General features: G+C 64.1%; 21 protein-coding genes and 2 pseudogenes. 12 read left to right on the top strand and 11 right to left on the bottom strand.

All coding sequences use genetic code 11. The annotated features are described in order from the left end of the window. The coding region (gene pdxY / locus O7A61_RS19590) for a pyridoxal kinase PdxY (RefSeq protein WP_337131200.1) at positions 1-845 on the bottom strand (845 nt) is incomplete at its 3' end. Between the two features lie 12 nt (positions 846-857). Continuing rightward, positions 858-1,109, bottom strand: a complete 252-nt coding sequence (locus tag O7A61_RS19585; protein ID WP_337131199.1) for a hypothetical protein — start codon at positions 1,107-1,109, stop codon at positions 858-860. 164 nt (positions 1,110-1,273) lie between these two features. On the opposite strand from O7A61_RS19585, the gene O7A61_RS19580 reads away from it, so the two are divergent. The 6 genes and pseudogenes from O7A61_RS19580 (at position 1,274) to ppa (ending at position 5,856) form a co-directional block, all read left to right on the top strand. After that, positions 1,274-1,912, top strand: coding sequence for a LemA family protein (locus O7A61_RS19580; RefSeq protein WP_027144535.1), 639 nt, complete (start codon positions 1,274-1,276; stop codon positions 1,910-1,912). Positions 1,913-2,137: 225 nt separating this feature from the next. Beyond that, on the top strand, positions 2,138-2,941 hold the full coding sequence (locus tag O7A61_RS19575; RefSeq protein WP_337131201.1) for a TPM domain-containing protein: 804 nt from the start codon (positions 2,138-2,140) through the stop codon (positions 2,939-2,941). A 70-nt stretch (positions 2,942-3,011) separates the two neighbouring features. Continuing rightward, a pseudogene (locus O7A61_RS19570) lies at positions 3,012-3,834 on the top strand (TPM domain-containing protein). A 9-nt stretch (positions 3,835-3,843) separates the two neighbouring features. Beyond that, a complete protein-coding gene (locus tag O7A61_RS19565) occupies positions 3,844-4,482 on the top strand; it encodes a TPM domain-containing protein (RefSeq protein ID WP_337131198.1) in 639 nt (212 codons plus the stop codon). A gap of 144 nt (positions 4,483-4,626) precedes the next feature. Beyond that, on the top strand, positions 4,627-5,133 hold the full coding sequence (locus O7A61_RS19560) for a GNAT family N-acetyltransferase (RefSeq protein WP_027146749.1): 507 nt from the start codon (positions 4,627-4,629) through the stop codon (positions 5,131-5,133). A 189-nt stretch (positions 5,134-5,322) separates the two neighbouring features. Then, positions 5,323-5,856 carry an inorganic diphosphatase gene (ppa, locus tag O7A61_RS19555; RefSeq protein WP_140503932.1) on the top strand — a complete coding sequence of 178 codons (534 nt, stop codon included), beginning with the start codon at positions 5,323-5,325 and terminating at the stop codon, positions 5,854-5,856. Positions 5,857-5,916: 60 nt separating this feature from the next. On the opposite strand, the pseudogene O7A61_RS19550 reads toward ppa, so the two are convergent. Continuing rightward, a pseudogene (locus O7A61_RS19550) lies at positions 5,917-6,510 on the bottom strand (hypothetical protein). A 44-nt stretch (positions 6,511-6,554) separates the two neighbouring features. Then, positions 6,555-7,172, bottom strand: coding sequence for a TetR/AcrR family transcriptional regulator (locus O7A61_RS19545; RefSeq protein WP_337131197.1), 618 nt, complete (start codon positions 7,170-7,172; stop codon positions 6,555-6,557). Between the two features lie 73 nt (positions 7,173-7,245). Between O7A61_RS19545 and O7A61_RS19540 the strand changes: the two genes are divergently transcribed. Continuing rightward, complete coding sequence (locus O7A61_RS19540; RefSeq protein WP_337131196.1) at positions 7,246-8,529, top strand: MFS transporter; 1,284 nt, start codon at positions 7,246-7,248, stop codon at positions 8,527-8,529. A gap of 170 nt (positions 8,530-8,699) precedes the next feature. Here the strand turns inward: O7A61_RS19540 and O7A61_RS19535 are convergent, their stop codons facing one another. Continuing rightward, entirely contained in the window at positions 8,700-8,981 is a 282-nt protein-coding gene (locus tag O7A61_RS19535) for a hypothetical protein (protein WP_140503924.1), read from the bottom strand. Positions 8,982-9,179: 198 nt separating this feature from the next. Between O7A61_RS19535 and typA the strand changes: the two genes are divergently transcribed. Next, complete coding sequence (typA, locus tag O7A61_RS19530) at positions 9,180-11,009, top strand: translational GTPase TypA (RefSeq protein ID WP_027145159.1); 1,830 nt, start codon at positions 9,180-9,182, stop codon at positions 11,007-11,009. A gap of 56 nt (positions 11,010-11,065) precedes the next feature. Here typA and O7A61_RS19525 read toward each other — a convergent pair whose 3' ends face one another. Next, positions 11,066-11,692 (bottom strand): DUF1062 domain-containing protein, encoded by a 627-nt coding sequence (locus O7A61_RS19525; protein WP_337131195.1) that lies wholly within the window; start codon positions 11,690-11,692, stop codon positions 11,066-11,068. Between the two features lie 424 nt (positions 11,693-12,116). On the opposite strand from O7A61_RS19525, the gene O7A61_RS19520 reads away from it, so the two are divergent. After that, the gene (locus O7A61_RS19520) at positions 12,117-12,731 is read left to right on the top strand and encodes a LysE family translocator (protein ID WP_337131194.1); all 615 of its coding nucleotides are present in this window, start codon (positions 12,117-12,119) and stop codon (positions 12,729-12,731) included. Between the two features lie 235 nt (positions 12,732-12,966). Here O7A61_RS19520 and O7A61_RS19515 read toward each other — a convergent pair whose 3' ends face one another. From O7A61_RS19515 to O7A61_RS19505, 3 genes are all read right to left on the bottom strand, one after another. Continuing rightward, positions 12,967-13,293: a hypothetical protein gene (locus tag O7A61_RS19515; RefSeq protein WP_337131193.1), complete on the bottom strand. Its 327-nt coding sequence runs from the start codon at positions 13,291-13,293 to the stop codon at positions 12,967-12,969. A 191-nt stretch (positions 13,294-13,484) separates the two neighbouring features. Continuing rightward, positions 13,485-15,308: an aromatic amino acid ammonia-lyase gene (locus O7A61_RS19510; RefSeq protein ID WP_027145155.1), complete on the bottom strand. Its 1,824-nt coding sequence runs from the start codon at positions 15,306-15,308 to the stop codon at positions 13,485-13,487. A 140-nt stretch (positions 15,309-15,448) separates the two neighbouring features. Continuing rightward, positions 15,449-16,012 (bottom strand): peroxidase-related enzyme, encoded by a 564-nt coding sequence (locus O7A61_RS19505; RefSeq protein ID WP_337131192.1) that lies wholly within the window; start codon positions 16,010-16,012, stop codon positions 15,449-15,451. Positions 16,013-16,149: 137 nt separating this feature from the next. Between O7A61_RS19505 and O7A61_RS19500 the strand changes: the two genes are divergently transcribed. After that, complete coding sequence (locus tag O7A61_RS19500; protein ID WP_337131191.1) at positions 16,150-20,937, top strand: NAD-glutamate dehydrogenase; 4,788 nt, start codon at positions 16,150-16,152, stop codon at positions 20,935-20,937. 85 nt (positions 20,938-21,022) lie between these two features. Continuing rightward, positions 21,023-22,399 carry an MFS transporter gene (locus O7A61_RS19495; protein ID WP_337131190.1) on the top strand — a complete coding sequence of 459 codons (1,377 nt, stop codon included), beginning with the start codon at positions 21,023-21,025 and terminating at the stop codon, positions 22,397-22,399. 48 nt (positions 22,400-22,447) lie between these two features. On the opposite strand, the gene purH is transcribed toward O7A61_RS19495, so the two are convergent. Continuing rightward, on the bottom strand, positions 22,448-24,064 hold the full coding sequence (gene purH / locus O7A61_RS19490; protein ID WP_337131189.1) for a bifunctional phosphoribosylaminoimidazolecarboxamide formyltransferase/IMP cyclohydrolase: 1,617 nt from the start codon (positions 24,062-24,064) through the stop codon (positions 22,448-22,450). Between the two features lie 149 nt (positions 24,065-24,213). On the opposite strand from purH, the gene O7A61_RS19485 reads away from it, so the two are divergent. After that, entirely contained in the window at positions 24,214-24,522 is a 309-nt protein-coding gene (locus O7A61_RS19485; protein ID WP_337131188.1) for a putative quinol monooxygenase, read from the top strand. Positions 24,523-24,543: 21 nt separating this feature from the next. Here the strand turns inward: O7A61_RS19485 and O7A61_RS19480 are convergent. Continuing rightward, positions 24,544-25,639: heparinase II/III family protein (locus O7A61_RS19480; RefSeq protein ID WP_337131187.1), on the bottom strand; the 1,096-nt coding region annotated here is incomplete at its 5' end.

Raw genomic sequence — 25,639 nt, 5'->3', positions numbered from 1 at the left:
AGCTGGACCATGGCCATCGGGTGCGACAGGCTCTGCGCATCGGTCTCGAGCTGCAACTCGTCGCCGCCGCGTTTTGCCGTGCGCGCCAGGATCTCGTAGACCGCCGCCGTGGTCGACTGCAGCGCCTTGATCGCCGGCTGGCCGGACAGGATGCGCGCCAGGTAGACCGCCGCGGTCAGGTCGCCCAGGCCGTTCGGCGGCTTGTCGATCAGGCGGTGTTCGGCGAGCAGCGCCTGGGTGCCGTCGAGCAGCAGATTGCCGGTGCCGCCTGAAATCATCGACGGTGCCGAGGTGACCAGCATGGTCGACGGTCCGGCATGGAGTGCCGCCGAGATCACCGATTTCAGGTCGGGCAGCGGCGCGCCGGCCATCCATTCCAGCTCATAGCGGTTGGGAGTGGCGATGTCGGCGATCGGCATCAGCCGGTCGCGCATGACGGCGGCGGTGGGCTCGGGCACATAGAGGCCACCGGAATCGCCCATCACCGGATCGCAGATGTAGACGGCGTCGGGCGTCCTCGCCTTGACCGCGGAGACCAGAGAGGCGACCGCCTCGGCCTGGCCGGCCTCGCCGAGATAGCCTGAGAGCACAGCCCCAACTTCGCCCAGCCACGGCGCGCGCTCCAGATCGGCCATCAGCGCCTTGAACTGGTCGAGCGGCGGCACGATGCGGGTCGCGCGGCCATGGCCGGGATGCCATGGCAGGATGATTGTCGGCACCGCCCAGACCGGAAAACCCAGCGTCTCCAGCGCAAAGACGGCGGCACGGTTGCCGACCGAGCCACGCGCGACATGGCTGGAAATGACGATGACCGCGCGCGGCGCGTCGGTTTTTTCGGCGCTCATTGTTTTTGATTCCTAGCTGCCCCGGGTGAGGAAAAGCACGAGCCAGACCATCAAGCCCAGCGCCAGAAGCAGGCCGAGTATCCTGCCAACGCGCGTACCCCAGACTTCGATCGGGTCCGAGCGGTCGGCATCGGCTGCGGAGACGTGGTCGCGCATGCCTTTTGTCGTCCGTGCCACGAAAGAGTTGCCGGCCGGATCGGTCTCCTGCGCGACGCGCTGGAGGATATGGCGCGATTCCCTGTCGCTGTCCTGGCCTTCCGGCATGATGATGTCCCGTTTTGGTGGAACCTTATCGCGTTCGCGCGGCCAATCACAGGGCCTTGCGCGGGGGCGATCCATGCCGGGCCTGCTGCAGAGGTCGGGGCCGTTTTCTTGCGCGCCGATTGTGGTAATGCTTCGGATGCAACTTCTATCGAGGGACCCCCATCATGCTTGCCCAGCGCCTTGCTCGACCATCGACATTCCGCACGCTGCCCGCCTTCCTGATGATGGCAATCGTGCTGCCGCTGCTTGCCGGCTGCGGCTACAACACGATCCCGACGGCGGAAGAAAACGCCAGGGCGGCATGGAGCGAGGTGTTGAACCAGTATCAGCGCCGCGCCGACCTCATCCCCAATCTGGTCGAGACGGTCAAAGGCTATGCCTCGCATGAAAAGGACACGCTCGACGCCGTTGTCCAGGCGCGGGCCAAGGCGACGCAGATCACGGTGACGCCGGAAACGTTGAAGGATCCGGAAGCGCTCAAGAAGTTCCAGGATGCCCAGGCAGGGCTGACCAGCGCACTGTCGCGGCTGATCGCGGTGTCGGAGGCCTATCCCGACCTCAAGGCCAACCAGAATTTCCTGGCGCTGCAGGCGCAGCTCGAAGGCACGGAGAACCGCATCGCGGTGGCGCGGCGCGACTACATCCAGGCCGTCAGGGACTACAATCTGACGCTGAAGACGTTCCCGTCGGTGCTGTGGGCGACCTTCTGGTTCCGCGGCAGCGAGCCCTTCGCCAACTTCACCGTAGAGGAAGACAAGATGCAGCCGCCGAAGGTCGATTTCGGCACGAAGCAGGGCGGGTGAACGGCGACTGTCATCGGAATAAATTCCGCGAAAAGACGGATCGCTGGCGTGCAAACACCCCCCTCTGTCCTGCCGGACACCTCTCCCTCAAAGGGGATTGGCAGCTTTGCGGCCGGCTTCCGCTCTCAATGCCTGGCGATTGGCGAAACCCTGTATGACATCCAATCTCCCCCCTTGAGGGGGAGATGTCCGGCAGGACAGAGGGGGGCGCGACAGAACGCCAACCTGGCTTTTCTTGGCGCGTTATTCTGCCTTTTCTTCCTCTTGCCCCTAACCGCCTTCGCTGCCGATCTGCCGGCGCTCACGGGCCGGGTCGTCGACAATGCCGGCATTATCGATGCCGCGACCAAGGCGGCGCTGACGCAGAAGCTGGCGGACTTCGAAACCAAGGGCTCCGACCAGATCGTCGTCGCCACCATCCCCAGCCTCGACGGCGAGGAGATCGAACCCTACGCCAACCGGCTGTTCCGCTTCTGGAAACTGGGGCAGGCCAAGGAGAACAACGGCGTCCTGCTTCTGGTCGCGCCCAACGACCGCAAGATGCGCATCGAGGTCGGCTATGGGCTGGAAGGCACGCTGACCGACCTGCACACCAAGCTGATCATCGAGAACGACATGGTGCCGGCCTTCCGCGCCGGCGATTTCTCCGGCGGCATCTCCAAGGCCGTCGACGACATGATCATGGTGCTGGAGGGCAATCCGGAGGAGCTGGAGGCGCGCGGCAAGCGCAACGAGCAGGCCCCGTTCAATTCCGACGACCTGTTCTTCGCCATTTTCATCAGCATCTGGGCGATCATTTTCTTCGGCGGCATCGCGGCTTCGGTCCTGCCGCCGATCTTCGGCCAGAAGCTTGGGCCCGGACGCTATCGCTGGCTCGGCATGACCTTCGAGCCGCACCGGCGGTCCTCATCCGGGGGCGGCTGGTCCTCGGGCAGTTCCGACGGCGGCTGGTCTTCGGGTGGCGGCGGTGGCGGTTTTTCGGGCGGCGGCGGTTCGTCCGGCGGCGGCGGCTCCTCGGGAAGCTGGTAAGGGCATGACGACGCGCAGCATCAGCCTGTTGAGGTCCAGCCGCCTTATCCCGGCTATCCATGCTGTCCTGATGGTGCTGGCGCTACTGCTGTCCAGCTTCGCGGGTTTCGCCGCCGAACTGCCTGTTCTGACCGGCCGCGTCGTCGACAATGCCGGCATCATCGATGCGGCGACCAAGGCGGCGCTGACGCAGAAGCTGGCGGACTTCGAAACCAAGGGCTCGGACCAGATCGTCGTCGCCACTATCCCCAGCCTCGGCGGCGAGGAGATCGAACCCTACGCCAACCGGCTGTTCCGCTTCTGGAAGCTCGGCCAGGCCAAGGAGAACAACGGCGTTCTGCTTCTGGTCGCGCCCAACGACCGCAAGATGCGCATCGAGGTCGGCTATGGGCTGGAAGGCACGCTGACCGACCTGCACACCAAGCTGGTCATCGAGAACGACATGGTGCCGGCCTTCCGCGCCGGCGATTTCTCCGGCGGCATCTCGAAGGCCGTCGACGACATGATCATGGTGCTGGAAGGCAATCCGGAGGAGTTGGAGGCGCGCGGCAAGCGCAATCCCGCCGATAGCAGCACTCCCATCGACCCGGTCGTCGCCGTGTTCCTGATCCTGTGGGCGCATGTTCTTCGGCGGCCTGGCAATGGCATTCCTGCCGCCGATGTTCGGCACGAAGCTGTCGCCGGGCGTGTATAGATGGCTGGGCATGACGTTTCGTTATGGCCAGGGAGCGGGCGGATCCACGCGCGGCAGCGGTTGGACGACGGGGTCGGGCGGCGGCTGGTCCTCGGGCAGTTCCGGCGGCGGGTGGTCTTCGGGGTCAAGCAGCGGCGGCGGCGGGTTTTCGGGTGGCGGCGGCTCGTCCGGCGGTGGCGGTTCTTCAGGAAGCTGGTGAGACAAGATCATGGCAACACGACCGATCAGCCCACAGGATCATGAGCGGATCGCCGCTGCGATCCGGTCGGCGGAATCCAGGACCGACGGCGAAATCTATTGCGTCGTGGCGCATGCCAGCGATGGCTATTTCGCCCCTGCGGCCTTGATGGCGACGCTCGGCATGCTGGTCGTCAGCCTTGTGGTCGCCTATGGGCTGGAGGCCTGGTGGCTCACCATCCGCCTGCCGCATTTCGTCATCGCTGAGTTGCTGGCACTGGCCTGCGTGCTTGCCCTGCTGTGGACACTGCCCGGCCTGCGCATCCATATGGTGCCGCGTCGGCTGCGCTATCAGGCCGCACACGCCAATGCGGTCAAGCAGTTCCTCGCCCGCAACGTCCACCGCACCACGGCGCGCACCGGCGTGCTGATCTTCGTCTCGATCGCCGAACGCTATGCCGAGGTGGTCGCCGATTCAGGCATCGACGCCAAAGTCGGCCAGCATTTGTGGGACGGAGTGGTGCGTGACCTGACCGCCCATGCCGGGGACGACCGGCTCGCCGACGGCTTCGTCACGGCAATCGAGCAGGTGGGGACGGTGCTGGCCGAGCACTTCCCGGTCACGCAAGGCGATACCAACGAGCTGGACGACCATCTGGTCGAGATCTGAAAGCTCGCCCGCAAACGCTCCTCAGCCGGGTTCCTGACCGGCTTTGCTGGACGTCGCCAGCGTCATGGATCGTCTGTGCGAAAGCGCACCATCGGCCGCCCGGACTCTTGCAATCGGGCAATGCGGGTTTATGGTTAACAAATCATGAATACGCTGACGATCGACATTCGGAAGGCAGACCCGCGCGATGCCGGCGCCATTGCCGAAGTGCATCTGGAAGCCTGGCGCGGCGCCTATTCCGGCATCATTCCGCACCGCACGCTGACATCGATGATCAACCGCCGTGGCGCCGACTGGTGGGCGAATGCCATCCGCCGCGCGGCCACCGTGCTGGTCGTCGAGATCGGCGGCAAGATCGCCGGCTATGCGACGATCGGCAAGAACCGCGCCAAGGAACTCAAGCAGCAGGGCGAGATCTACGAATTGTACCTGCGCCCGGAATACCAAGGCATCGGGCTCGGCAGGCGGCTGTTTTCGGCGGCCAGGGCACGTCTCGCCGACCATGGGCTGAAAGGCATGGTGGTGTGGGCGCTGGAAGACAACCAGAACGCACTTGCCTTCTATGCCGGGGCCGGCGGCCGCGACATCGCCGAAGGCGTCGAGATTTTCGAGCAGAAGGCGCTCAAGAAGGTCGCCTTCGTCTGGGAGTGACCGCCGGGGGATAATCGGACGGCGAAGTCCCCGACTCACGCAAAATCACGGCGCTGAAACATCTTGTGCCGATGATTGAACGCGTAGAACGCCATCGCGTCTCTCCGGATGCATCTAAGCACCATTCGCCGCATTGCACCATTTTGCGCCGCCCGCTATCTCCTGCCAATCGAGAGAGGGACAAAAGCCATGCGCATCGAAGCCATAGCCACTGGAAAGAATCCGCCTGACGACGTCAACGTCATCATCGAGGTGCCGATTGGCGGCGAGCCGATCAAGTACGAGATGGACAAGGAGGCCGGTACGCTGTTCGTCGACCGCTTCCTGCACACCTCGATGCGCTATCCCGGCAATTACGGCTTCGTGCCGCACACGCTATCGGGCGACGGCGACCCGATCGACGTGCTGGTCTGCAACACGCGCGCTTTGGTGCCGGGCTGCGTGATCAACGTTCGGCCCATCGGCGTGCTGATCATGGAAGACAATGCCGGCCAGGACGAGAAGATCATCGCGGTGCCGTCACCGAAGCTGACACTGCGCTACGAGAACGTCACCGAATACACGCAGCTGCCCGACATCACGCGCCAGCAGGTGCAGCACTTTTTCGAGCACTACAAGGATCTCGAACCCGGCAAATGGGTCAAGATCGAGGGCTGGCACGATTCCAAATATGCCAAGAAGATGATCATGGACGCGATCGACCGGGCGAAGGCGAGCAAGTAGGTAACCCGACTTCGTCATGCCAGGGCGGAGCAGCCGCGAAGCGGCGCTTCGGCGACGTCCTCAGTTATCGACCCGGCCGAAAGCCGGCACGTTGCCGACCACCACGCGCTTGTCCTTGCCGCAGGCGAAGCCCTTCGCCTTTTCATCGGCGATCTTGCGTGCCTGGTCGTTGGCGGTGGGGTTGCCGGTGGCGAGCACCAGGCCGACGGTGCAGCCGTCACGAGCGTCCATCTGGGCCACCTTGGCGACGAGCAGCACCTCGGTCTTCTTGGTCTCGTCCTCGGGATCGCTGATCGAGCGGCGGTGGATGACCGCGAATGGCACGGCTTTGTCGCCATTGGTTTCGATGCGCCACTCGACCTTGGCCCCGGACGAATTCAAGGCCGAAAAACTTTCCTAGGCGGACGTCATGTCGCCGCCGGGCGGAAAACCGTAGAACAGCGATTCGCGGGCGTCGTCATATCCGATCAGCACGGAATAGCCGCGATAGCCGGAGCAGGCGAGGTCGGCCCAGTCGCCGTCGCCCTGCTCGGCCTGCGCATAGGTCACGCAGTCCTTCTTCCAGTCGAGGTCGGTGTAGGCGCTGGATATCTCGCCGGCTTGTGCCGCCTGGCAGAGGCCGGCGAAGGTGAGTGGGATCAACAGGCTGCGCATCGCGGAGATCTCCGTTGGAGGTCGTCCCAGCGTATCGCCAATGGCTATTTCTTCAAGCTCGCTTCGATCAGCAGGTCGGCGTTGCGGGCAACCGACTGCGCCGGTCCGCCGAGGCCGAACAGCTGGCCGCTGATGTAGGCGCCTTCGATCATGAGCAGCAGCCCGTCGCCCAGCGTGTCAGGGTCTTGTGCGCCCATCGCGGCCGCCATGGCGCGCAGGCGGCGGCGCAATTCCTGCTTGTTGGCCTCACTGACAACGCGGGCCGGATGGCTGTGGTCGGGATATTCGACCGCCGCATTGGTCATGCCGCAGCCGCGATAGTCCGCCACTTGCGTTCGCTTGCCGATTCGGGTCAGGAAAGCCTTGATCTGCGCGCGCGGGTCGCCGGGATGGGCGGCAACGGCTTCATCGAAACGCTCCCAGTATTCAAGGTCGTATTGCCTGAGGTAGGAGGCGGCCAGTTCGTCCTTGGAGGGAAAGCTGCGATAGAGGCTGGGCTTGGTAACGCCGGCGCGCTTGACGATTTCGTCGACGCCGATCGCCCTGATACCTCGCCGGTAGAACAGGTCATAGGCCACGTCTAGGATCTTCTTGGCGGCCTTGGGTGGCGCGGATTCATGACCGTCTCTGATGGTCAGTTCAATATTTTTGTCGCTTGGCATCATGGGACTCGATTGACAATGTTACCGATCGGTACGATACATGCTCCCACCTTGCAACGTACCGGTCAGTAACATGATAGCTCAATCCCGTCCATTTGGCCAGCGCTACGCTTTCGTCGTGGTTGGCGTCATCTTCCTCTGCCTGCTGATTGCCGCCGGCCTGCGCTCGGCGCCGTCCGTCATGATGCTGCCGCTGGAAAACAGTTTCGGTTGGCGACGCGACGTCATTTCGCTGGCTGCGGGCGTCGGCATCCTGCTCTATGGGCTAACCGGTCCGTTCGCAGCAGCGCTGATGGAGCGCATCGGGCTGCGCCGCACGCTGCTTGCATCGCTGGTGGTGATGTCGGCTTCGACCACGCTCAGCCTGCTGATGACCAAGCCCTGGCATCTGTTCATCACCTGGGGCGTTTTTTCCGGCATCGGATCCGGCGCCGTCGCCAGCGTGCTCGGCGCCACCATCGTCAACCGCTGGTTCAAGACCAATCGCGGCCTTGTCATGGGGCTGATGTCGGCCTCCAGCGCCACCGGCATGCTGGTCTTCCTGCCGCTGATCGCCTCGCTGGCGCAAGCCGGCGGCTGGCAGCCCGTTGTCATCGCCGTCGCGATCGCTACCGCGGCGCTGATCCCTCTGGTCTGGCTGCTGGTGCCGGAGCGCCCGGCCTCGATCGGCATGGTGCGCTATGGCGCCGAGGCGGATGATGTGCCGCCGACTTCGCCCGCCTCACAAGGCAATTTCCTGGCGCATACGCTCAACACGTTGCGCCGCGCCGCCGGCACGCGGGTGTTCTGGTACCTGTTCGCCACCTTCTTCGTCTGCGGCTTCACCACCAACGGGCTGGTTGGCACGCATCTGATCGCGTTCTGCGGCGACATGGGCATTGGCGAGGTGCAGGCCGCCGGCCTGCTGTCGATGATGGGCATTTTCGACCTGATCGGCACCACACTGTCCGGCTGGCTCACCGACCGTTTCGACCCGCGCAAGCTGCTCGGCGTCTACTATGCCATCCGTGGCCTGTCGCTGATTTATCTGCCCTATTCCGGGTTCTCGGCGACCAGCCTGATCATCTTCGCCGTGCTCTACGGCCTCGACTGGATCGCCACAGTGCCGCCGACGCTGCGGCTGGCCAACGAAGCCTTCGGCGACCGCAGCGGGCCGATCGTGTTCGGCTGGATCGTCGCCGGCCACCAGGTGGGTGCCGCCGCCGCCGCCGCCTTCGGCGGCACCATGCGTGAACTGCAAGGCAATTACGAACTGGCGTTCCTGATTGCCGGCATGACGGCAATCGCGGCGGCCTGTATTTCGCTCCTGATCAACACCAGCCGACCGGCCTTCGATCCGGAACCGCAGGCGGCTTGAAGCGCGTCGATATTCAGGTGAGGCTGGCCTGCAAACGGCGGCTTCCTGCGCTTCCGGTGCTCACGTACAAAAGTACGCTCCGCTCCGGTTCTCGGGATCCACCATTTTCGACTCGGCCTGACCTGAATCTCAACACGCCTCAGCGTGTAAGAACTGGCGCGAGAGGCGTCTCAGTCGGGGTAGCAGACCATTGGAATGTTGGGCCAAACCGCCGCATCGCAGTTGGCGCTGGCCTGTCTCTGCTTGAAGGCGGCGCTGACCGGGCCGGTGACCACCGGGTCGACGCCGTCGGGCGCGTCGGCAAAGGCCTGCTGCGCGGAAGGCGTATTATCAGGGAGGACAGACCGCGCTTCCTTCAGCGTCGCGGCCGACTGCGCGGCGTTGGCCGCCAGCAGGACGGCAAAGGCAGCGGACGCGATCAGCGGCCAAAATCGGTTGAGTTTATCGGTCATGACGTTCGAACTGCCCGGGGCCTGAAAAGGTTCCCGCCTTGGTTAACAAAATCATTTCACACGCAGATGCTTAAGATTTGATGAGTATTTGGTGGCGCGCGTCCCCTTTCGCAACTGCGAAAAACCCTGTATGAGCCGCGCAACCGAAAGAGGCAGCGCCTTTGGCCTGCTGCCTGCAACGCTTCCGAGACCAGAATCATGAACCTCCGTAATATCGCGATCATCGCGCACGTCGACCATGGAAAGACCACCCTGGTCGACCAGCTTTTGAAACAGTCCGGCTCCTTCCGCGACAATCAGCGCGTCGCCGAGCGCGCCATGGATTCCAACGATCTCGAAAAGGAACGCGGCATCACCATCCTGGCCAAGGCGACCTCGGTCGACTGGAAGGACACGCGCATCAACATCGTCGATACCCCCGGCCACGCCGATTTCGGCGGTGAGGTCGAGCGCATCCTGTCGATGGTGGATTCGGCCATCGTGCTGGTCGACGCCGCCGAAGGGCCGATGCCGCAGACTAAGTTCGTCGTCGGCAAGGCGCTCAAGGTCGGCTTGAAGCCGATCGTCGTCATCAACAAGATCGACCGTCCCGACGCGCGCCATGTCGAGGTGGTCAACGAGGTGTTCGACCTGTTCGCCGCGCTCGACGCCACCGACGAGCAGCTCGACTTCCCGATCCTCTATGGTTCGGGCCGCGACGGCTGGGTGTCGGAAAACCCGGAAGGGCCCAAGGACCAGCAGCTCGCGCCGTTGTTCGACCTCGTCATCAAGCATGTGCCGGCGCCGACCGTCCATCCCGGTCCGTTCCGCATGATCGGCACCATCCTGGAAGCCAATCCGTTCCTCGGCCGCATCATCACCGGCCGCATCGAGAGCGGCACGCTGAAGTCCAACCAGGCCGTCAAGGTGCTGCACAATGACGGCACCCAGATCGAAACCGGCCGCATCTCCAAGATCCTCGCTTTCCGTGGCCTCGAGCGCCAGCCGATCGAAGAAGCGCAGGCGGGTGACATCGTCGCCATTGCCGGCCTGTCCAAGGGGACCGTCGCCGACACGTTCTGCGACCTGGCGGTGACCGAGGCGCTGCATGCACAGCCGATCGATCCACCGACCGTGACCATGTCCTTCCTCGTCAACGACAGCCCGCTGGCCGGCACCGAAGGCGACAAGGTGACCAGCCGCGTCATTCGCGACCGGTTGCTTCGGGAAGCCGAAGGCAATGTCGCGCTCAAGATCGAGGAATCGCCCGACAAGGATTCGTTCTTCGTCTCCGGACGTGGCGAACTGCAGCTCGCCGTGCTGATCGAGACCATGCGCCGCGAAGGATTCGAGATCGCCGTCTCGCGTCCGCGCGTCGTCATGCAGAAGGGCGAGAATGGCGAATTGCTGGAGCCGGTCGAGGAAGTCGTGATCGACGTCGACGAGGAGCATGCCGGCGTCGTCGTGCAGAAGATGTCGGAGCGCAAGGCCGAAATGGTCGAGCTGCGTCCCTCGGGCGGCAACCGCCAGCGCATCGTCTTCCACGCGCCGACGCGCGGCCTGATCGGTTACCAGTCGGAACTTTTGACCGACACGCGCGGCACCGCCGTGATGAACCGGCTGTTCCATGCCTACGAACCTTACAAGGGCGAATTGCCCGGCCGCACCAACGGCGTGCTGATCTCCAACGAGCAGGGCGAGTCGGTCGCCTACGCCATGTGGAACCTCGAAGACCGTGGTCCGATGGTCATCGATCCGGGCGTCAAGGTCTATCAGGGCATGATCATCGGCATCCACAGCCGGGACAACGATCTCGAAGTGAACGTGCTGAAGGGCAAGAAGCTGACCAACATCCGCGCCGCCGGCAAGGATGAAGCGGTCAAGCTCACCCCGCCGATCCGCATGACGCTGGAGCGCGCATTGGCCTGGATCCAGGACGACGAGCTGGTTGAGGTGACGCCGAAGACCATTCGCCTGCGCAAGCTCTATCTCGATCCCAACGAGCGCAAGCGTTTCGAGAAGTCGTCGAAGGCGGTCGGCGCGGCGTAAGGTCTTCCTTTTCGAGAGTTGAGAGGGCGGAGCACCTGTGCTCCGCCCTTTTTCGTTCATCCACCCGCGGCCGAGATGATGGTCCGACGGTCAGGCTCGCCGGCGAGATCGATGCGGATTGTCGCTCCCTCTCGGGCTGGTTTGCGCAGGGCCTTTGCTCCATCCGGCTCGACGGTCAGCAACCTCCGTTCGTCCAGCGCCTGAAGCCGCGACCGCGAGATGCGAAGTTCGTTGGCAAGCAGCCGGTCGAGCCTCAGCGATACCGGTATTTCCAGACCGAGCCGGAGTTCCAGCGCCGTCGCGTCTTCCTTCATCTCGCCGATCACCTGCTTGCGCACGGCGGCGTCAGGGAACTCCTCGACGCGTCCCACCTGTTTGCGCAGGGCAACGATGTCGAAGGCATGGCTCCGGACCAGTGCCGGATCATTGCTTCCGAGTGCCGCGAGCAGCGCCGGCGCGATGTCGCGGCGGGTGCAGCGCTCGAAAATACCGAAATTCCAGGAATTGTCGCAATCGACGCAACGATAGATCAGCCACACGTCGATGCGCTTGCCGTTGGCGTTGACGCGGAATTTCCCGCTGCAGCAATAGGCTTTCACGCAGCCGCAGCGATTGCAGTTGATCAGGGGGCGTGGTGCGATTTCAGGCGCGATCGTCCAGTGGATGCGCAGGACCGAAAACATGCCGGTAAGTCCTTCCCGTCGGGAAGTTCATCCGGTCGGCGATGTCGAGATGCCCATGCGGGCGCGGCGTGGCGGGTGGCTGCGGAGAATGTGACGTCAGGTGTCGCTGGCAAAAGCGCGCGACAGCGGTTCAGCAGTGCCAAACCGGTCTCGAACCGCCGCCCAGAAGAACACATAAAAACGAAACAGGCACTGCTGATGCGGCGCCATGCAGGTGTGTCGGGGAGTTGACGAGACCGGCGGTTACTGAGGCAAAGTGAGGCTCGAAATTGTTTCGCGGCGGCCCTTCTAGCGGCGTGACGCCGGGTCTGCAAGGGGCTCCGCACGCGGCAGGTCAGCGCCCATGGCCCATTGTCTTGCCTTTGCCAGAGCCGCAGCTGTTGGTTATTGTGGCTGATCGAGCCCCGACGCAGAGACCCTCGCCATGCACCTCGCCTCACTGCTGATCTTCGCCGCCGCCTTGTTCGTGGCCGCCGGTTCGCCCGGTCCGTCGATCGCGGCGCTCGTCGCGCGCGTCATCTCGAAAGGGTTTCGCGATGTGTTTCCGTTCCTGCTTGCCATGTGGATCGGCGAAGGCATCTGGCTGTCGGTGGCTGTGTTCGGGCTGGCGGTGGTGGCGCAAACCTTCCATCTCGCTTTCGTCATGGTGAAATGGGTTGGCGTCGCCTATCTCGCCTACCTCGCCTGGAAGATGTGGACGGCGCCCGTCGACGCCAAGGAAGGCGAGATGCCGCGCGAGGATTCGGCCGGCAAGCTGTTCTTCGCCGGCATGGCCGTCACGCTCGGCAATCCCAAGATCATGATGTTCTATCTGGCGCTGTTGCCGACCATCATAGACCTCGCTTCGGTCAGCCTCGTCGGCTGGGTCGAACTGACGGCGACCATGGCGGTGGTGTTGATAGCCATCGATCTCGCCTGGGTGCTCGCCGCCTCGCAGGCGCGCAAGCTGCTTAGGAGCAAGCGCGCCATGAAGATCGCCAACCGCGTCAGCGCCACGACAATGGCCGGTGCCGCGGCGGCCATCGCGGCGCGGTCCTAGGGCAGTTCGCCGTTTCATGGAAACGTCGAACCGCTCTAGCTCTTTTTTTAACGCAATTCCTTAGGGAAAGCGCTACGCGCTTCTCCGGGGAAAACCGCTTCACACTTTTCCTGGAATTGCTCTAAAGCGCGTCGCGGTCAAACGTATTCATGCGACGCGCTTTAGATCTTTGTTTTGATGCATGTCGTTCTCCCAAAACCGAGGTCACTTTTGAGCGACATGCATTAAGCAGGCGTCAGCTCATCATGTTGATGATCGGCGCGATCTCGACGTTGCAGTTCGGCTCCATCAGGATCGGACACTCCCTGGCCTTGCTGGCAGCGTCATCGATGTCCTTCGCCTCGATGATCGAATAGCCGCCGGTCGGGTTGCTGCCGCCATTGTTCTCGACCTTGCCGCCGGGCAGCACCGTCTTCGACATGCCGACAGGATTGCCGCGCTCGACCACGGCCGAGCCGAGTTTTCCGAACCAGCCTGTCCAGGCGTCGGTCATTGCTTTGCGGTCCGCTTCGTTCGCCGGCATCTTGCCCGAGCCATGATAGATGTAGAGAAACTTTGCCATGCTCTCCTCCCTGATCAGCGGCATCGAACCGACATGCGGTCATGCCGCCTGCCGATCATCGGACCAAAATGACCAGCAGGCAATGAAAATTCGCCATCGCTAATATTCGTCTCCGCGAGGTGATCGCCATATGCTACTCGACCGTCCTGAAGGTGGGCATCGGTTCCTGGATACCCGCCTTGCGGCGGCTTTCATCGCTTGGGCAGAACGCCGGCCGTCGGAAATGCGGCACTCTTCGGCGCCTGCGGTCCGCCGGGATAAAATTTCGAGGCCGGGTTCTCCTGCATGAAATCATAGGCGACCATGCCGAGCGGCCGCTTTTGCCGTTCCGATGCCGCCTGATGCCAGGGGATCACCTGGCGCAGCGCCTCGAGTGCCGCGGTTGGCGCCTCACCGAATTTCCGCTGCGGGTTCTGCGCCTTGCGGATTTCCATCCAATAGCTTGCCGTCAACAGGTCCTGAGCCAGCAGGTGAAACGACAGGTCGACCGCCTCGCGGGCGCGTTGCGTCTTGATGCGGGTCTGCGCTTCGAGGTCCTCGACGGTGGCGACGATGGCCTGGCCATTCGGTGTCACCGGCGTGCCGAGATCGGCCAGTTCCTGCCAGAGATCGGTCGGCAGATAGCCGTCGAAGGTCGGGATATCCTTGCGCTCTTCGGGCTTCAGCACATCGGCCGGCTTGACCACGGTGAAGAAGGGATTGCGGAAGCGCTCGATGCGCTGCGCCACCGCGACGCCAAGATTGGTGAGAGAGATGGTGAAAGCCTCGACCTGATTGGCCATGGGATAAGGATCCCAGTTGGCGTTGGAGAAGATATAGCCGGACTTGCCGTTACTCAGCGGTCCGCCCTTGATGTAATATTTCATGAATTGCGGCGTGTTCAGCTCCGGCGAGCTCTGCGGCGTCAGGCCCGGCAGCACGGCCGGATTGTGATCCGACGAGTTGATGGAGAGCAGCACGGATTGGCGCAGATCCGCCCAGGCCTGCCAGGCCGAGCCCTGACGCTGGCTGGAGGCGCGCATGCTTTCCGGGTCCTGGATGATGCGGGCCGCATCCTCATCGAAGAGATAGCTGCCCTTGATCATGTCCATGATCCTCGCCGCATCCCATGTCAGCCACGGGTAAGGCCGCATGGATTGCACCGGCACCGATATCGGCGTCACGCTGGAATTCATGCCGTTCAGCCCCATGGCGTAGCTGAGGTCGGTCCATTCCAGCAGTTTTCGCGCGTCCTCCAGCAAAAGCACCGCCTGTGCCTGCGCGTAGGCATTGCTGCTGATCAGCGCGGCCTGGTCGGCGGCGAACGGTTCGAGCGGCTTCAGGCCCGCCTGCGAAAGGGCCTGCGCGGCCGGCATGCGAACGCCGTTGAGGTAGGCCTCGCCTTCGCCGACCATGGCCGCGCCGATATTGCCGAGTGTCGCGAGGTCACCTTCGCCGAGCGTGCCGCGCGATTGCACGACCGGCGTCACCCGCTTGTTCAGCATGTCGAGGAGCATATGCGTCAGCTGCGGGCTGGCGGCTTCGTAGGACATGGTGTTGGCGCGGATCGCCATGATCGCGCGCACGAGCGCCTCCTCCTGCAGCTCCGGCCCGTAGCCTCTGTTGACCCCGCCCTTGAAGCGGGCGAGCTGCTGATCCTTGAGGAGCTTGCTGTTTTCCGGCGTCGTCGGGTCGCCGGAGAAGATCACCGTTTCGCGCTGGTCGCCGGCGCCACGGTTGAACCAGTAGATCGTGATACCTTCGGCGGCACCCTCGAGCAGCAGGCCGTAGGCATCCGCCGAGCGCTGCAGCGCTTCCGGGCTGAGTTCGACCTTGGCGCCGTTGCGGGCGATGTCGATGACCTGGTCGATGGTCAGGTCGTGGCCGGTCAACGTTACTGTCTTGGCCGCCGCCGTTTCGAAAATGGGCTGGTAGGCTGTCGCCGCCTCGAATGCATGGGCGGGTGGGGATGCGAGCGCCAGCGTCATGGTCAGGGCGCAGAGAACAATCCTGGGTTTGGCAATTCGGTCCAGCATAAGGGCTCCCATTCTCGAAGCGTTAGCCTCGGGCACGAAGTTTCACCCCTCGGAAATTTTGTTTCCCGGAAACCTAGCCGGCAGTGTCTGCCTGTCAACGCTTGATGAGAACGAGGACCGATGGTGGAGCGCGCGTGGCCCTATCGCGCCATGGCGTGATATTCGTCGTTCGGCCGCATGTCGATCGCGGCCGCGACACGATTCGACATGTTGAAGAAGGCCGCGGTCGAAGCGATGTCCCAGATGTCGCGATCACTGAAGCCGGCCTGGCGCAATGCAGCGCGGTCGGCCTCGACGATCCTGGCCGGCTCTTGCGTCACCTTGACGGCGAATTCGAGCATCGCCGTTTGCTTCGGGGAAAGGTCGGCCGCGCGGAAATTCATCACCATCATCTCGCCGAGCAAGGGATCGCCCGAGAGCTGACGCACCGCAGCGCCATGCGCGGTCAGGCAATAGTAGCAGTGGTTGATGGAGGAGACGGCGACAGCGATCATCTCGCGTTCCAGCTTCGACAGGCCGGATTCGCCCAGCATCAGGTCGTTATACATGTCGGTGAAGGCGCGCAGCTTCTTGTCGTCGAAGGCATAGGCCCTGAGCACGTTGGGGACGAGCCCGAGCTTTTCCTCGCATTTGGCGAAATAGGCTTTTGTAGGCTCGCTCAGCTCTCCCGAGGCCAGGTCAAGCGCGGTGATTTTGCCGGTCATGGATCATTTCTCCTCGTCAGGCGATGCCTTGCCGCCGAATTCCGATAATTCTTGGCAAGCCGTCAAACCTTTGTCGCCAAACAGCGGTCATCTGCTACCATAGTCGCAAAAGCATGCGACGGGAGGGAAGAAGCGTCATGGCCAGTGTGAAGTCCGCAGCCAAGTCGAAGAAGAAGGCACCTGCGGCGAAGATCGAGGACAGACCGGCTAGGCTCACCGATTACCTGCTCGCCCGCGCGCCGGCGGAGGATATCGCCGCCTACGACGTGACGGACCTCGAACGTGCCGCCGATCTCGCCGGCCAGGCGGTCGCCGTTCACAAAAAGGGTGAGTGCGTCGTCGCCGTGGAAGCCGATTCGGGCGTCGTTCGCGAAGGCCGCCCGGTGACCGTCATCACGGTCGTCAACGACAACATGCCGTTCCTGTTCGATTCCATCCTCGGCGAGGTCACAGAGACATCAGGTGAACCGACCCTGGTCACCCATCCGGTGATCACGGTTCGCCATGACAAGACGGGTGTGGACGAAATCCTCGGCGACGGCAATTTCGCCAGGGATGACGGAAGCCATGACCGGCTGAGCGTGATCCATGTCCACATTCCCCGGCTGACGCCGGAACAGGCAAATGGCTTGACCGAGCGGCTGCGCAAGATGCTTGGACAGGTCCACGCCGCGGTCAACGACTGGCGGCCGATGCTGGCCCGGCTCGATCAGGCAATCTCCGAATTCCGCTATTCGGCGGTGCCGCTCGACAAGAAGAGCGTCGCCGAGGCCATCGCCTTCCTGGAGTGGCTGCGCGACGACAACTTCACCTTCCTCGGCATGCGTGAATTCAAATACACCGGCGGCGAGGAAAGCGGCAATCTGGAACGCGCCGAAAAGCCCGGCCTGGGCATCCTGACCGACCCGGACGTGCTGGTGCTGAGGCGCGGGACCGAGGCGGTGACGACGACGCCGGAAATCCGTGCTTTCCTGCACGGACCGGAGCCGCTGATCGTCACCAAGGCCAATGCCAAGTCGCTGGTGCACCGGCGCATCTATCTCGACTACATCGGCGTCAAGACCTACACCGCCAAGGGCGCGTTGGCGGGCGAACTGCGCATCGTCGGCCTGTTCACCTCGACCGCCTATACGCGGTCGGTGATGAAGATCCCGTATCTCAGGTCCAAGGCCGAAACCATCATCGCCAAGTCCGGGTTCGACCGCCATGACCACTCCGGCAAGGCGCTGATCAACGTGCTGGAAAGCTACCCGCGCGACGAGCTGTTCCAGGTGCCGGTTCCGATCCTGCGCAAGCATGCCGCTGCCATTCTCGGCCTGGTCGAACGGCCGCGCGTGCGAGCGCTGGTGCGCGCCGACCAGTTCGACCGTTTCGTCTCGATCCTCGTCTTCGTGCCGCGCGACCGCTACGACAGCGTCGTGCGCGAGAAGATCGGCGCCTATCTGAAAACCGTGTTCGAGGGCCGGCTGTCGGCCTACTACCCGGCCTTCCCCGAAGGCGGACTGGCGCGCGTTCACTTCATCATCGGCCGCTCCGGCGGCAAGACGCCGAAGGTCGAGCAGGCGACGATAGAGGCGGCGATCCGCGACATCGTGCGCACCTGGGAAGATGCACTTGCCGATGCGGCCGAAGCCAGCGGCAGCGACCCGGCGTTGAAAGCGATCGCGGCGCGGCTGCCGGAGAGCTACCGGGACACGTTCAGCGCGGCGGTGGCGCTGGCCGACGCCGGACGTATCGCCAAGATCAGCGCCGGCAATCCGATCGCCATCGACTATTACCGCCATGCCGAGCAGAAGCCGCACCAGGCGGCGCTGAAGATCTATCACCATGGCAGCCCGGTGGCGTTGTCGCGGCGCGTTCCGGTGCTGGAGAACATCGGCTTCCGTGTCATCAGCGAGCGCACCTTCGAGGTCGGCGACGACCAGTCGGGCTTGGTCTTCATCCACGACATGGAGCTGGAGAACAGCTACGGCAAGCCGATCGACCTCGCCGACGGCGGCGCGCTGTTCGAGGACGCTTTCCTGTCGGTATGGCGCGGCGATGTCGACAATGATGGTTATAATGGCCTTGCCCAGACCGCCGGCCTGTGGTCGGGCGAGATCACGATCCTGCGCGCCTATGGCCGCTATTTGCAGCAGGTCGGCATTCCGCAGAGCCAGGATTTCATTGCCGCGGCGCTCAACCGCTATCCCGAGATCGCGCGCGGCCTGCATGACCTGTTCATCGCGCGGCTCGGCCCGGCGGCGGAAACGGAGGGCGTGGTGGCGGCCAAGCACCTCAAGGCCAAGATCAGGGATGCGCTGGAAGATGTGCCCAACATCGACGACGACACCATCATCCGCCGCTATCTAAATCTGATCGAAGCCTCGCTGCGCACCAATCATTTCGTTGCCGATACGAAAGAGAAAGGCCAGTCGCTAGCGATCAAGCTCGACTCGCAGGCGGTCGAGGGGTTGCCGGCGCCACGGCCATGGCGGGAAATCTTCGTCTACGGCTCCGAGGTCGAAGGCCTGCATCTGCGCTTCGGCCCGGTGGCGCGTGGCGGCTTGCGCTGGTCGGACCGCGCCCAGGACTACCGCACCGAGGTGCTCGGCCTGGTCAAAGCGCAGCAGGTCAAGAACGCCGTCATCGTGCCGGTCGGCGCCAAGGGCGGCTTCTATCCGAAGAAACTGCCGATGAGCGCCGGCCGCGACGCCATTTTCGAGGCCGGCACCTCGGCCTACAAGAACTTTGTCTCCAGCCTGCTGTCGATCACCGACAATATCGGCCTGGACGGCGTCATTCCGCCGGCCGGCGTGGTGCGCCGCGACCAGGACGATCCTTATTTCGTCGTCGCCGCCGACAAGGGCACGGCGACCTTCTCCGACACCGCCAACGCCATCTCCGAGAAGCACGGCTTCTGGCTCGACGATGCCTTCGCCAGCGGCGGTTCGGCCGGCTACGACCACAAGAAGATGGGCATCACCGCCAAGGGCGCCTGGGAAGCGGTCAAGCGGCATTTCCGCGAGATGAACCGCGATGTCCAAACCTCGCCGTTCTCTGTTGTCGGTGTCGGTGACATGTCGGGCGACGTGTTCGGCAACGGCATGCTGTTGTCGCCGAAAACGCGGCTGATCGCCGCCTTCGACCATCGCGACATCTTCATCGATCCGGATCCTGACATGGCGGCCTCGATGGCCGAGCGCGAGCGCATGTTCGCGTTGCCGCGTTCGAGCTGGCAGGACTATGACAAGACCAAGCTGTCGGAAGGCGGCGTCATCGTCTCGCGCAGCCAGAAGTCGATCACCTTGCCGGCGGCCGCGGCGGTCGCGATCGGCCTCGCCAAGACGACCGCCACGCCGGTCGAGATCATGACCGCCATCCTCAAGGCGCCGGTCGACCTGTTGTGGTTCGGCGGCATCGGCACGTATCTCAGGGCGTCGACCGAAACCAATGCCGAGGTTGGCGACCGCGCCAACGATGCCGTCCGCATCACGGCGCTCGACGTGCGCGCCAAGGTGATCGGCGAGGGCGCCAATCTGGGCGTGACGCAGCGCGCACGCATCGAGTTCGGCATGAATGGCGGCCGCTGCAATTCCGACGCCATCGACAATTCGGGCGGCGTCAACTGCTCCGACGTCGAGGTCAACATCAAGATCGCGCTGGCGTCCGCCATGCGCAAGGGATCGCTGACACGTCCGGCGCGCAACAAGCTGCTGGCCGAGATGACCGACGAGGTCGGCGGCCTGGTGCTGTCCAACAACTACCAGCAGACGCTGGCGCTTTCGATTGCCCGCAAGCGCGGTCTCGCCGACATCGCGCATCAAAGCCGCTTCATGACGGCGCTGGAGGCGCGCGGCCTGCTCGATCGTGTGGTCGAGACGTTGCCGTCGCCGGTAGCCCTTGCCGAACGCGAGGCACGCGGCGAGCCGCTGACCCGGGCCGAGCTTGGCGTTCTGCTCGCCTATGCCAAGATCGTGCTGTTTTCTGACATCGTCGCCAGCGACGTGCCGGACGATGCGCATTTCGACCGCGACCTGATGGGTTATTTCCCGGACCGGATGGCGAAGAAATACGCTTCCGAGATCCACGGTCATCGGCTGCGCCGCGAGATCATCGCCCGTGTCGTGGCCAACGACCTGGTCAATCGCGGCGGGCCGTCCTTCGTCAACCGGCTGCAGGAAGCGACGGGGCGCAGCGCCGCCGATGTGGTGCGCACCTTCGCCGTGGTGCGCGATGGCTTTGCGCTGCCGGCGCTCTATCGCGAGATCGACGCGCTCGACAACCAGATCGACGGCCAGGTGCAGCTCGATCTCTATCAGATGGTGAGCCGGCTCATCTATATGAGCAGCGGCTGGTATCTGAAGAACGATGCCGGCACGGCACCGCTCGGCCAGCGCATCGCCGAACTGCAGGATGCGCGCAAGGCGCTGGAGCCCAAACTGGTATCGCTGCTGCCGGCTTTTTCCCGCGAGCGGATCGAGGAGAAGCGGCACGGGCTGTTCAAGGCTGGCGCCCCGGAGAAGCTGGCCGAGCAGCTGGCGGTGAGCGAGGCGGCGGAGCTCATCCCCGACATCGCGCTGACGGCGCGCACCGCCGGTGCCGATATTGTCGCGGCCGCCAGGGCGTTCTTCGCCGTCAGCGATGCCTTCCGCATCCCGCGCGTCGAGGATGCGGCGCGCTCGATCACGCCTTCGGACTATTATGATCAACTCGCTCTGTCCCGCGCCACCGACACGATCGGCGCGGCACGGCGCGGCATCGCGGTCGCCGCCCTCACCGGCCAGTCCAAGGCGGCCGATCCGGTGGCGGCCTGGCTCGAAGCCGGCGGCGAGCGGGTGGCGCGCATCCGCGATCGGCTACAGGCGCTGACGGAAGGCGGCGACATCACCGTGTCGCGGCTGTCGGTTGCGTCGGGCCTGATGAGCGATCTGACGGGAATGTGAGCCAGCGCTTGTCCATTTGCTTGAACATTCGAAACATGCAGACATGGCGCCCGAAATGGGCGGAGCGGGTGCCGGGGGAATCACTATGGCGGTAGAGACGATCCAGCGGGCGTCCGGGCGCGGCATCTGGGGGTGGATGTTCTTCGACTGGGCGGCGCAGCCGTTCTTCACGGTCGTCACCACCTTCATTTTCGGCCCCTATTTCGTTTCGCGCATGGCGGGCGATCCCACCACCGGCCAAGCCGTCTGGGGCTATGGCATCGCCGCTGCCGGGCTGGTCATCGCGGTGCTGTCGCCGATCCTCGGTTCGATCGCCGACCAGACCGGACCGCGCAAGCCATGGATCGCCTTCTTCGCCGCGATCAAGGTCACCAGTCTCACCTTGCTCTGGTTCGCCGCGCCCGGCTCGAACCTGTTCCTGATCGTGGCGCTGTTCTCGCTGGCGTCGGTGGCGGCGGAGTTTTCCACCGTCTTCAACGATTCCATGATGCCGCGCCTGGTGCCGAAGAGCGAGATCGGCCGCATCTCCAACGTGGCCTGGGGCCTCGGATATCTCGGGGGCATGATCGCACTGATCTTCGTCGTCACCTGCCTGGCCGGCTCGCCGGAAACCGGCAAGACGATCATCGGCATCACCCCATTGTTCGGTCTTGACCCGCAGCTGGGCGAGGACGCCCGCGCCACCGGGCCGCTGTCGGCCGGTTGGTATTTCCTGTTCATCCTGCCGATGTTCTTCTTCACGCCCGACGCCATCAAGGGCATCGCGATCGGGCCGGCGGTGCGCGAAGGCCTGTCGGAGCTGAAATCGACGCTGGCCGAGGTGCGCAAGCGTGGCGGCATCTTCCGCTTCCTCGTCGCCCGCATGATCTACCAGGATGGCGTCAATGCGCTGCTGGCGCTGGGCGGCACCTTCGCGGCGGGCATGTTCCAATGGTCGATCACCGAGATCGGTATGTTCGGCATCATCCTCAATGTCGTCGCCATCTTCGGTTGCTGGATCGCGGCGCGGCTCGACACCGGCCTGGGTTCCAAGGCGGTGGTGATGATTTCGCTGGTCATGCTGTCCATCGCCACCATCGGCGTCGTCTCGACCGGCCCGGGCTTCACGCTGCTCGGCCTGATCCAGCTTTCGACCGCCGACTCGGGAGGCCTGTTCGGCACGGCGGCCGAAAAGGCCTACATCATGTACGGCCTGCTGATCGGCCTGGCTTTCGGGCCGGTGCAGGCGTCGTCGCGCTCCTACATGGCGCGCAGCGTGACCGCAGCCGAATCCGGCCGCTATTTCGGCATCTATGCGCTAGCCGGCCGGGCAACCAGTTTCCTGGCGCCGTTCATGGTGGCGACGATTACCGCAACCAGCGGCTCGGCGCGGCTCGGCATGGCGGCGATTATCCTGTTCCTGGCCATCGGCATGGCGATCCTGGTTCGCACGCCGTATCCGGCGGATCGGCCAGTTGAATAGCAGCGCCTCTCCCTTCTCCCACAATAAGGGGAGAAGGGAAGAAGCTCCTCAATGCCGGAAATGCCGCACGCCTGTGAACACCATGGCGATGCCGTGTTCGTCGGCGGCGGCGATGACGTCGTCGTCGCGCATCGAACCGCCCGGCTGGATCACGGCGGTGGCACCGGCTTCGATGGCCGACAGCAGGCCGTCGGCGAAGGGGAAGAAGGCGTCCGAAGCGACCACCGAGCCCTTGGTCAACGGCTCCGCCATGCCTGCCGTCTCCGCCGCGTCGACCGCCTTTCGCGCGGCGATGCGTGAGGAATCGACCCGGCTCATCTGGCCGGCGCCGATGCCGACGGTGGCACCGTCCTTGGCATAGACGATGGCGTTCGACTTGACGTGCTTGGCGACGCGGAAGGCGAATTTCAGATCGGCCATTTCGCTGGGCGTCGGCGCGCGCTTCGTCACCACCTTCAGATCGAGGTCGTCGACCGCGGCGTTGTCGCGGCCCTGGACGAGCAGGCCACCGGAAACCGACTTGACCGTCGTGCCTGCCGTGCGCGGGTCGGGCAGGCCGCTGGTGACCAGCAGGCGCAAATTCTTCTTGGCAGCTATGATTGCCGCGGCCTCGTCGGTAGCGTCGGGGGCGATGATCACCTCGGTGAAGGTTTTCACGATTTCCTCGGCCGCCTCGGCGTCAAGGGTGCGGTTCAAGGCGACGATGCCGCCAAAGGCCGAGACCGGGTCGCAGGCGAGCGCCTTGGCGTAGGCCGCTTTCAGCGACGTACTTTCGGCCACGCCGCACGGATTGGCGTGCTTGATGATGGCGACGGCGGCCGAGCGGTTCGGATCGAACTCGCCGGCCAGTTCGAAGGCGGCATCGGTGTCGTTGATGTTGTTGTAGGACAGCTGCTTGCCCTGCAGTTGCCGCGCCGTGGCGACGCCTGGCCGCTTGTCGCCATTGACGTAGAAGCCGGCATCCTGATGCGGGTTTTCGCCGTAGCGCATGACCTCGGCAAGCCTGCCGCCGAAGGCGCGCCAGGTCGGATGCTCGATCTCCAGCGCCTCGGCGAACCAGCCCGAGATCGCCGCGTCATAAGTGGCGGTGCGGGCGAAGGCCTTGGCCGCCAGCTTCTTGCGGAAATCCAGCGACAGCGAGCCGATGTTCATCTCCAGCGCGTTGAGCACCGCGGCGTAGTCGCCGGGATCGGTGACAATGGCGACATAGGCATGGTTCTTGGCCGAGGCGCGGATCATCGCCGGGCCGCCAATGTCGATATTCTCGACGATCGCCGCGTAGTCGGCGCCGGAGCGGCGGACCTCCTCGAACGGATAAAGATTGGAGACGACGAGATCGATCGGCTCGATGCCGTATTTGCGCATCGCCAATGTATGCTCGGGATCGTCGCGCACGCCAAGCAGCGCGCCGTGCACGGACGGGTGCAGCGTCTTGACGCGGCCGTCCATGATCTCGGGAAAACCGGTGAGTTCGGAGACATCGCGCACCGCCATGCCGGCTTCGGCGATCGCTTTTGCCGTGCCGCCGGTGGAGACGAGCTCGACACCGGCCGCGGCCAGTGCCCTGGCGAAATCGATCAGGCCGGTCTTGTCGAAGACGGAGAGCAAGGCACGGCGGACGGGAACGAGGTCCGGGGCGGGAATATTCTTGGCGGCGACGGCCATTGGCTGGCGGCCTTTCACGGCTGGTGTGATGGATGCCCGCGCCGTAGCATATGAGGCCCGGAAATCAAGCATCGCGCGTCCTTCGACGGTTTCATATGAAATTGAGGGCATCCAGTATAGGCTCATCTGCTCGCGATGGAGGAAAACCTATGGCATTCGTGCGTATTGGCCAGTTCAGGGCGTTGCTGGACACGACGGAGCGGTTGCGGGACGTCTACGAGGCCGAGGCGATCCCCGCCATCCGCGCTGCCGAGGGCAATATTAGCGCCGTGCTGCTGCAGCAGCACCAGGCGCGCGACACGTTCATGGCAATCACCGTTTGGAGCACGGCAGAGGATGCCGAGCGCTATGACCGAAGCGGCGAGGCGGCGGCGATGGTCGACAAGATCCGCTTCGCCTTCGCCGGTCCGCCATCGCTCAGCACCTATGACGCCTTCGGTATCCCGCAGCAGGCTTGAGCCGACCGGTTTGGCGGCGGTTCAGTTGTTTTCCGGATACCCCGCGATCTTTGTCCGCGTCAGCTGCCAATGGACTTCGGCAATGTCGGACGCCTTGAAGGCGAGCACGATCTGGCGGCTGCGGCGCGGCCCGCCCAGACCGGCGAAATAGATCGATTCCTCAACTTCGGGCACCACTTCGCCCGAGGTGAACACCCAGGTGTCGGCCTGATCGGCGGTCAGGACCAGCCGCTCCTGTTCGTCCTGCAGCAGATTGATGTCCGGATGGACGTGAAAGCGCACGGTGATGAAATCGCGGCCGCTGTTGCGGATCGGGGCGTTGCCGGGCCGCTGGAACCGATCCCGGCCCGCCAGCACATTGCCGTCCGAGGAGAGTTTCAGCTCACGCTCATGCAGAAAGCCGAAACGCTGCAGATAGCCGTCATGACGGGCGATGAAGCCGTGGACGCCCTTCTGGTCGATGCGCTTGCACTGCACTTGCTGCGGGCCGCCGATCAACGGTGATCCCAACTGGTCGTTGACCCGCAGCGCGTGGGTGAAACGCGCCGAAGACGTGTCGTTGATGGTGGCTGTCGAATGCGCTGCGGTGGCGCGGGCCAGTGGCCGGAACTCCGCGGCGCCGTAGGTGTCGATGCCGGCATTGACGATATAGTGCTGGCGGCCCGACGACAGTTCGAAGGCGAGGCAGCCGGCATGCGCTGCATTGGACACGTCGACCGGCGGCGGCAGGCCGGTATCGGCAATCACGGTGGTGCCGCCGATCGCCAGCCGTTCATAGCCCGAATGCGGTGCATGCAGCAGCGGGGAGCCGGCGGTGTCGTCATGGCGCAGGATGGTGGCGATGCGGTCATGGATTGTGGCGCCCATACCGTTGAAGCGGGCGAGGCTGCCATCCTGATGACGGAAGAAGCGCAGCGCCGGCAGCATGCGGTCAATGGCGCCGATCAGCGCCTGCGGCGGCGCTTCGGCCTGGTTGGCGTAGGTCTGGCGCAGCGGCAGGAGGTCGGCGAGGATTTCAAGCACCGCCATTGGATTGCGCGAGATATGGCCGCCGTCGGCAAGGATCTGGCGATTGAGTTCCCCGGCAAGGTTGCGGGTGGCGCCGCGCAGCGCGGAG

Source organism: Mesorhizobium sp. Cs1321R2N1 (genome assembly GCF_037179725.1).
In the GTDB taxonomy this organism is placed as follows: Bacteria; Pseudomonadota; Alphaproteobacteria; order Rhizobiales; family Rhizobiaceae; genus Mesorhizobium; species Mesorhizobium salmacidum.
This window is presented reverse-complemented; position numbering and strand designations above follow the sequence as displayed.

Coding starts and splice junctions, on each gene's coding strand:
- O7A61_RS19585 (WP_337131199.1), bottom strand. CDS start 1,109: ATGCCGGAAGGCCAGGACAGCGACAGGGAATCGCGCCATATCCTCCAG.
- O7A61_RS19580 (WP_027144535.1), top strand. CDS start 1,274: ATGCTTGCCCAGCGCCTTGCTCGACCATCGACATTCCGCACGCTGCCC.
- O7A61_RS19565 (WP_337131198.1), top strand. CDS start 3,844: ATGGCAACACGACCGATCAGCCCACAGGATCATGAGCGGATCGCCGCT.
- O7A61_RS19560 (WP_027146749.1), top strand. CDS start 4,627: ATGAATACGCTGACGATCGACATTCGGAAGGCAGACCCGCGCGATGCC.
- ppa (WP_140503932.1), top strand. CDS start 5,323: ATGCGCATCGAAGCCATAGCCACTGGAAAGAATCCGCCTGACGACGTC.
- O7A61_RS19545 (WP_337131197.1), bottom strand. CDS start 7,172: ATGCCAAGCGACAAAAATATTGAACTGACCATCAGAGACGGTCATGAA.
- O7A61_RS19540 (WP_337131196.1), top strand. CDS start 7,246: ATGATAGCTCAATCCCGTCCATTTGGCCAGCGCTACGCTTTCGTCGTG.
- O7A61_RS19535 (WP_140503924.1), bottom strand. CDS start 8,981: ATGACCGATAAACTCAACCGATTTTGGCCGCTGATCGCGTCCGCTGCC.
- typA (WP_027145159.1), top strand. CDS start 9,180: ATGAACCTCCGTAATATCGCGATCATCGCGCACGTCGACCATGGAAAG.
- O7A61_RS19525 (WP_337131195.1), bottom strand. CDS start 11,692: ATGTTTTCGGTCCTGCGCATCCACTGGACGATCGCGCCTGAAATCGCA.
- O7A61_RS19520 (WP_337131194.1), top strand. CDS start 12,117: ATGCACCTCGCCTCACTGCTGATCTTCGCCGCCGCCTTGTTCGTGGCC.
- O7A61_RS19515 (WP_337131193.1), bottom strand. CDS start 13,293: ATGGCAAAGTTTCTCTACATCTATCATGGCTCGGGCAAGATGCCGGCG.
- O7A61_RS19510 (WP_027145155.1), bottom strand. CDS start 15,308: ATGCTGGACCGAATTGCCAAACCCAGGATTGTTCTCTGCGCCCTGACC.
- O7A61_RS19505 (WP_337131192.1), bottom strand. CDS start 16,012: ATGACCGGCAAAATCACCGCGCTTGACCTGGCCTCGGGAGAGCTGAGC.
- O7A61_RS19500 (WP_337131191.1), top strand. CDS start 16,150: ATGGCCAGTGTGAAGTCCGCAGCCAAGTCGAAGAAGAAGGCACCTGCG.
- O7A61_RS19495 (WP_337131190.1), top strand. CDS start 21,023: ATGGCGGTAGAGACGATCCAGCGGGCGTCCGGGCGCGGCATCTGGGGG.
- purH (WP_337131189.1), bottom strand. CDS start 24,064: ATGGCCGTCGCCGCCAAGAATATTCCCGCCCCGGACCTCGTTCCCGTC.
- O7A61_RS19485 (WP_337131188.1), top strand. CDS start 24,214: ATGGCATTCGTGCGTATTGGCCAGTTCAGGGCGTTGCTGGACACGACG.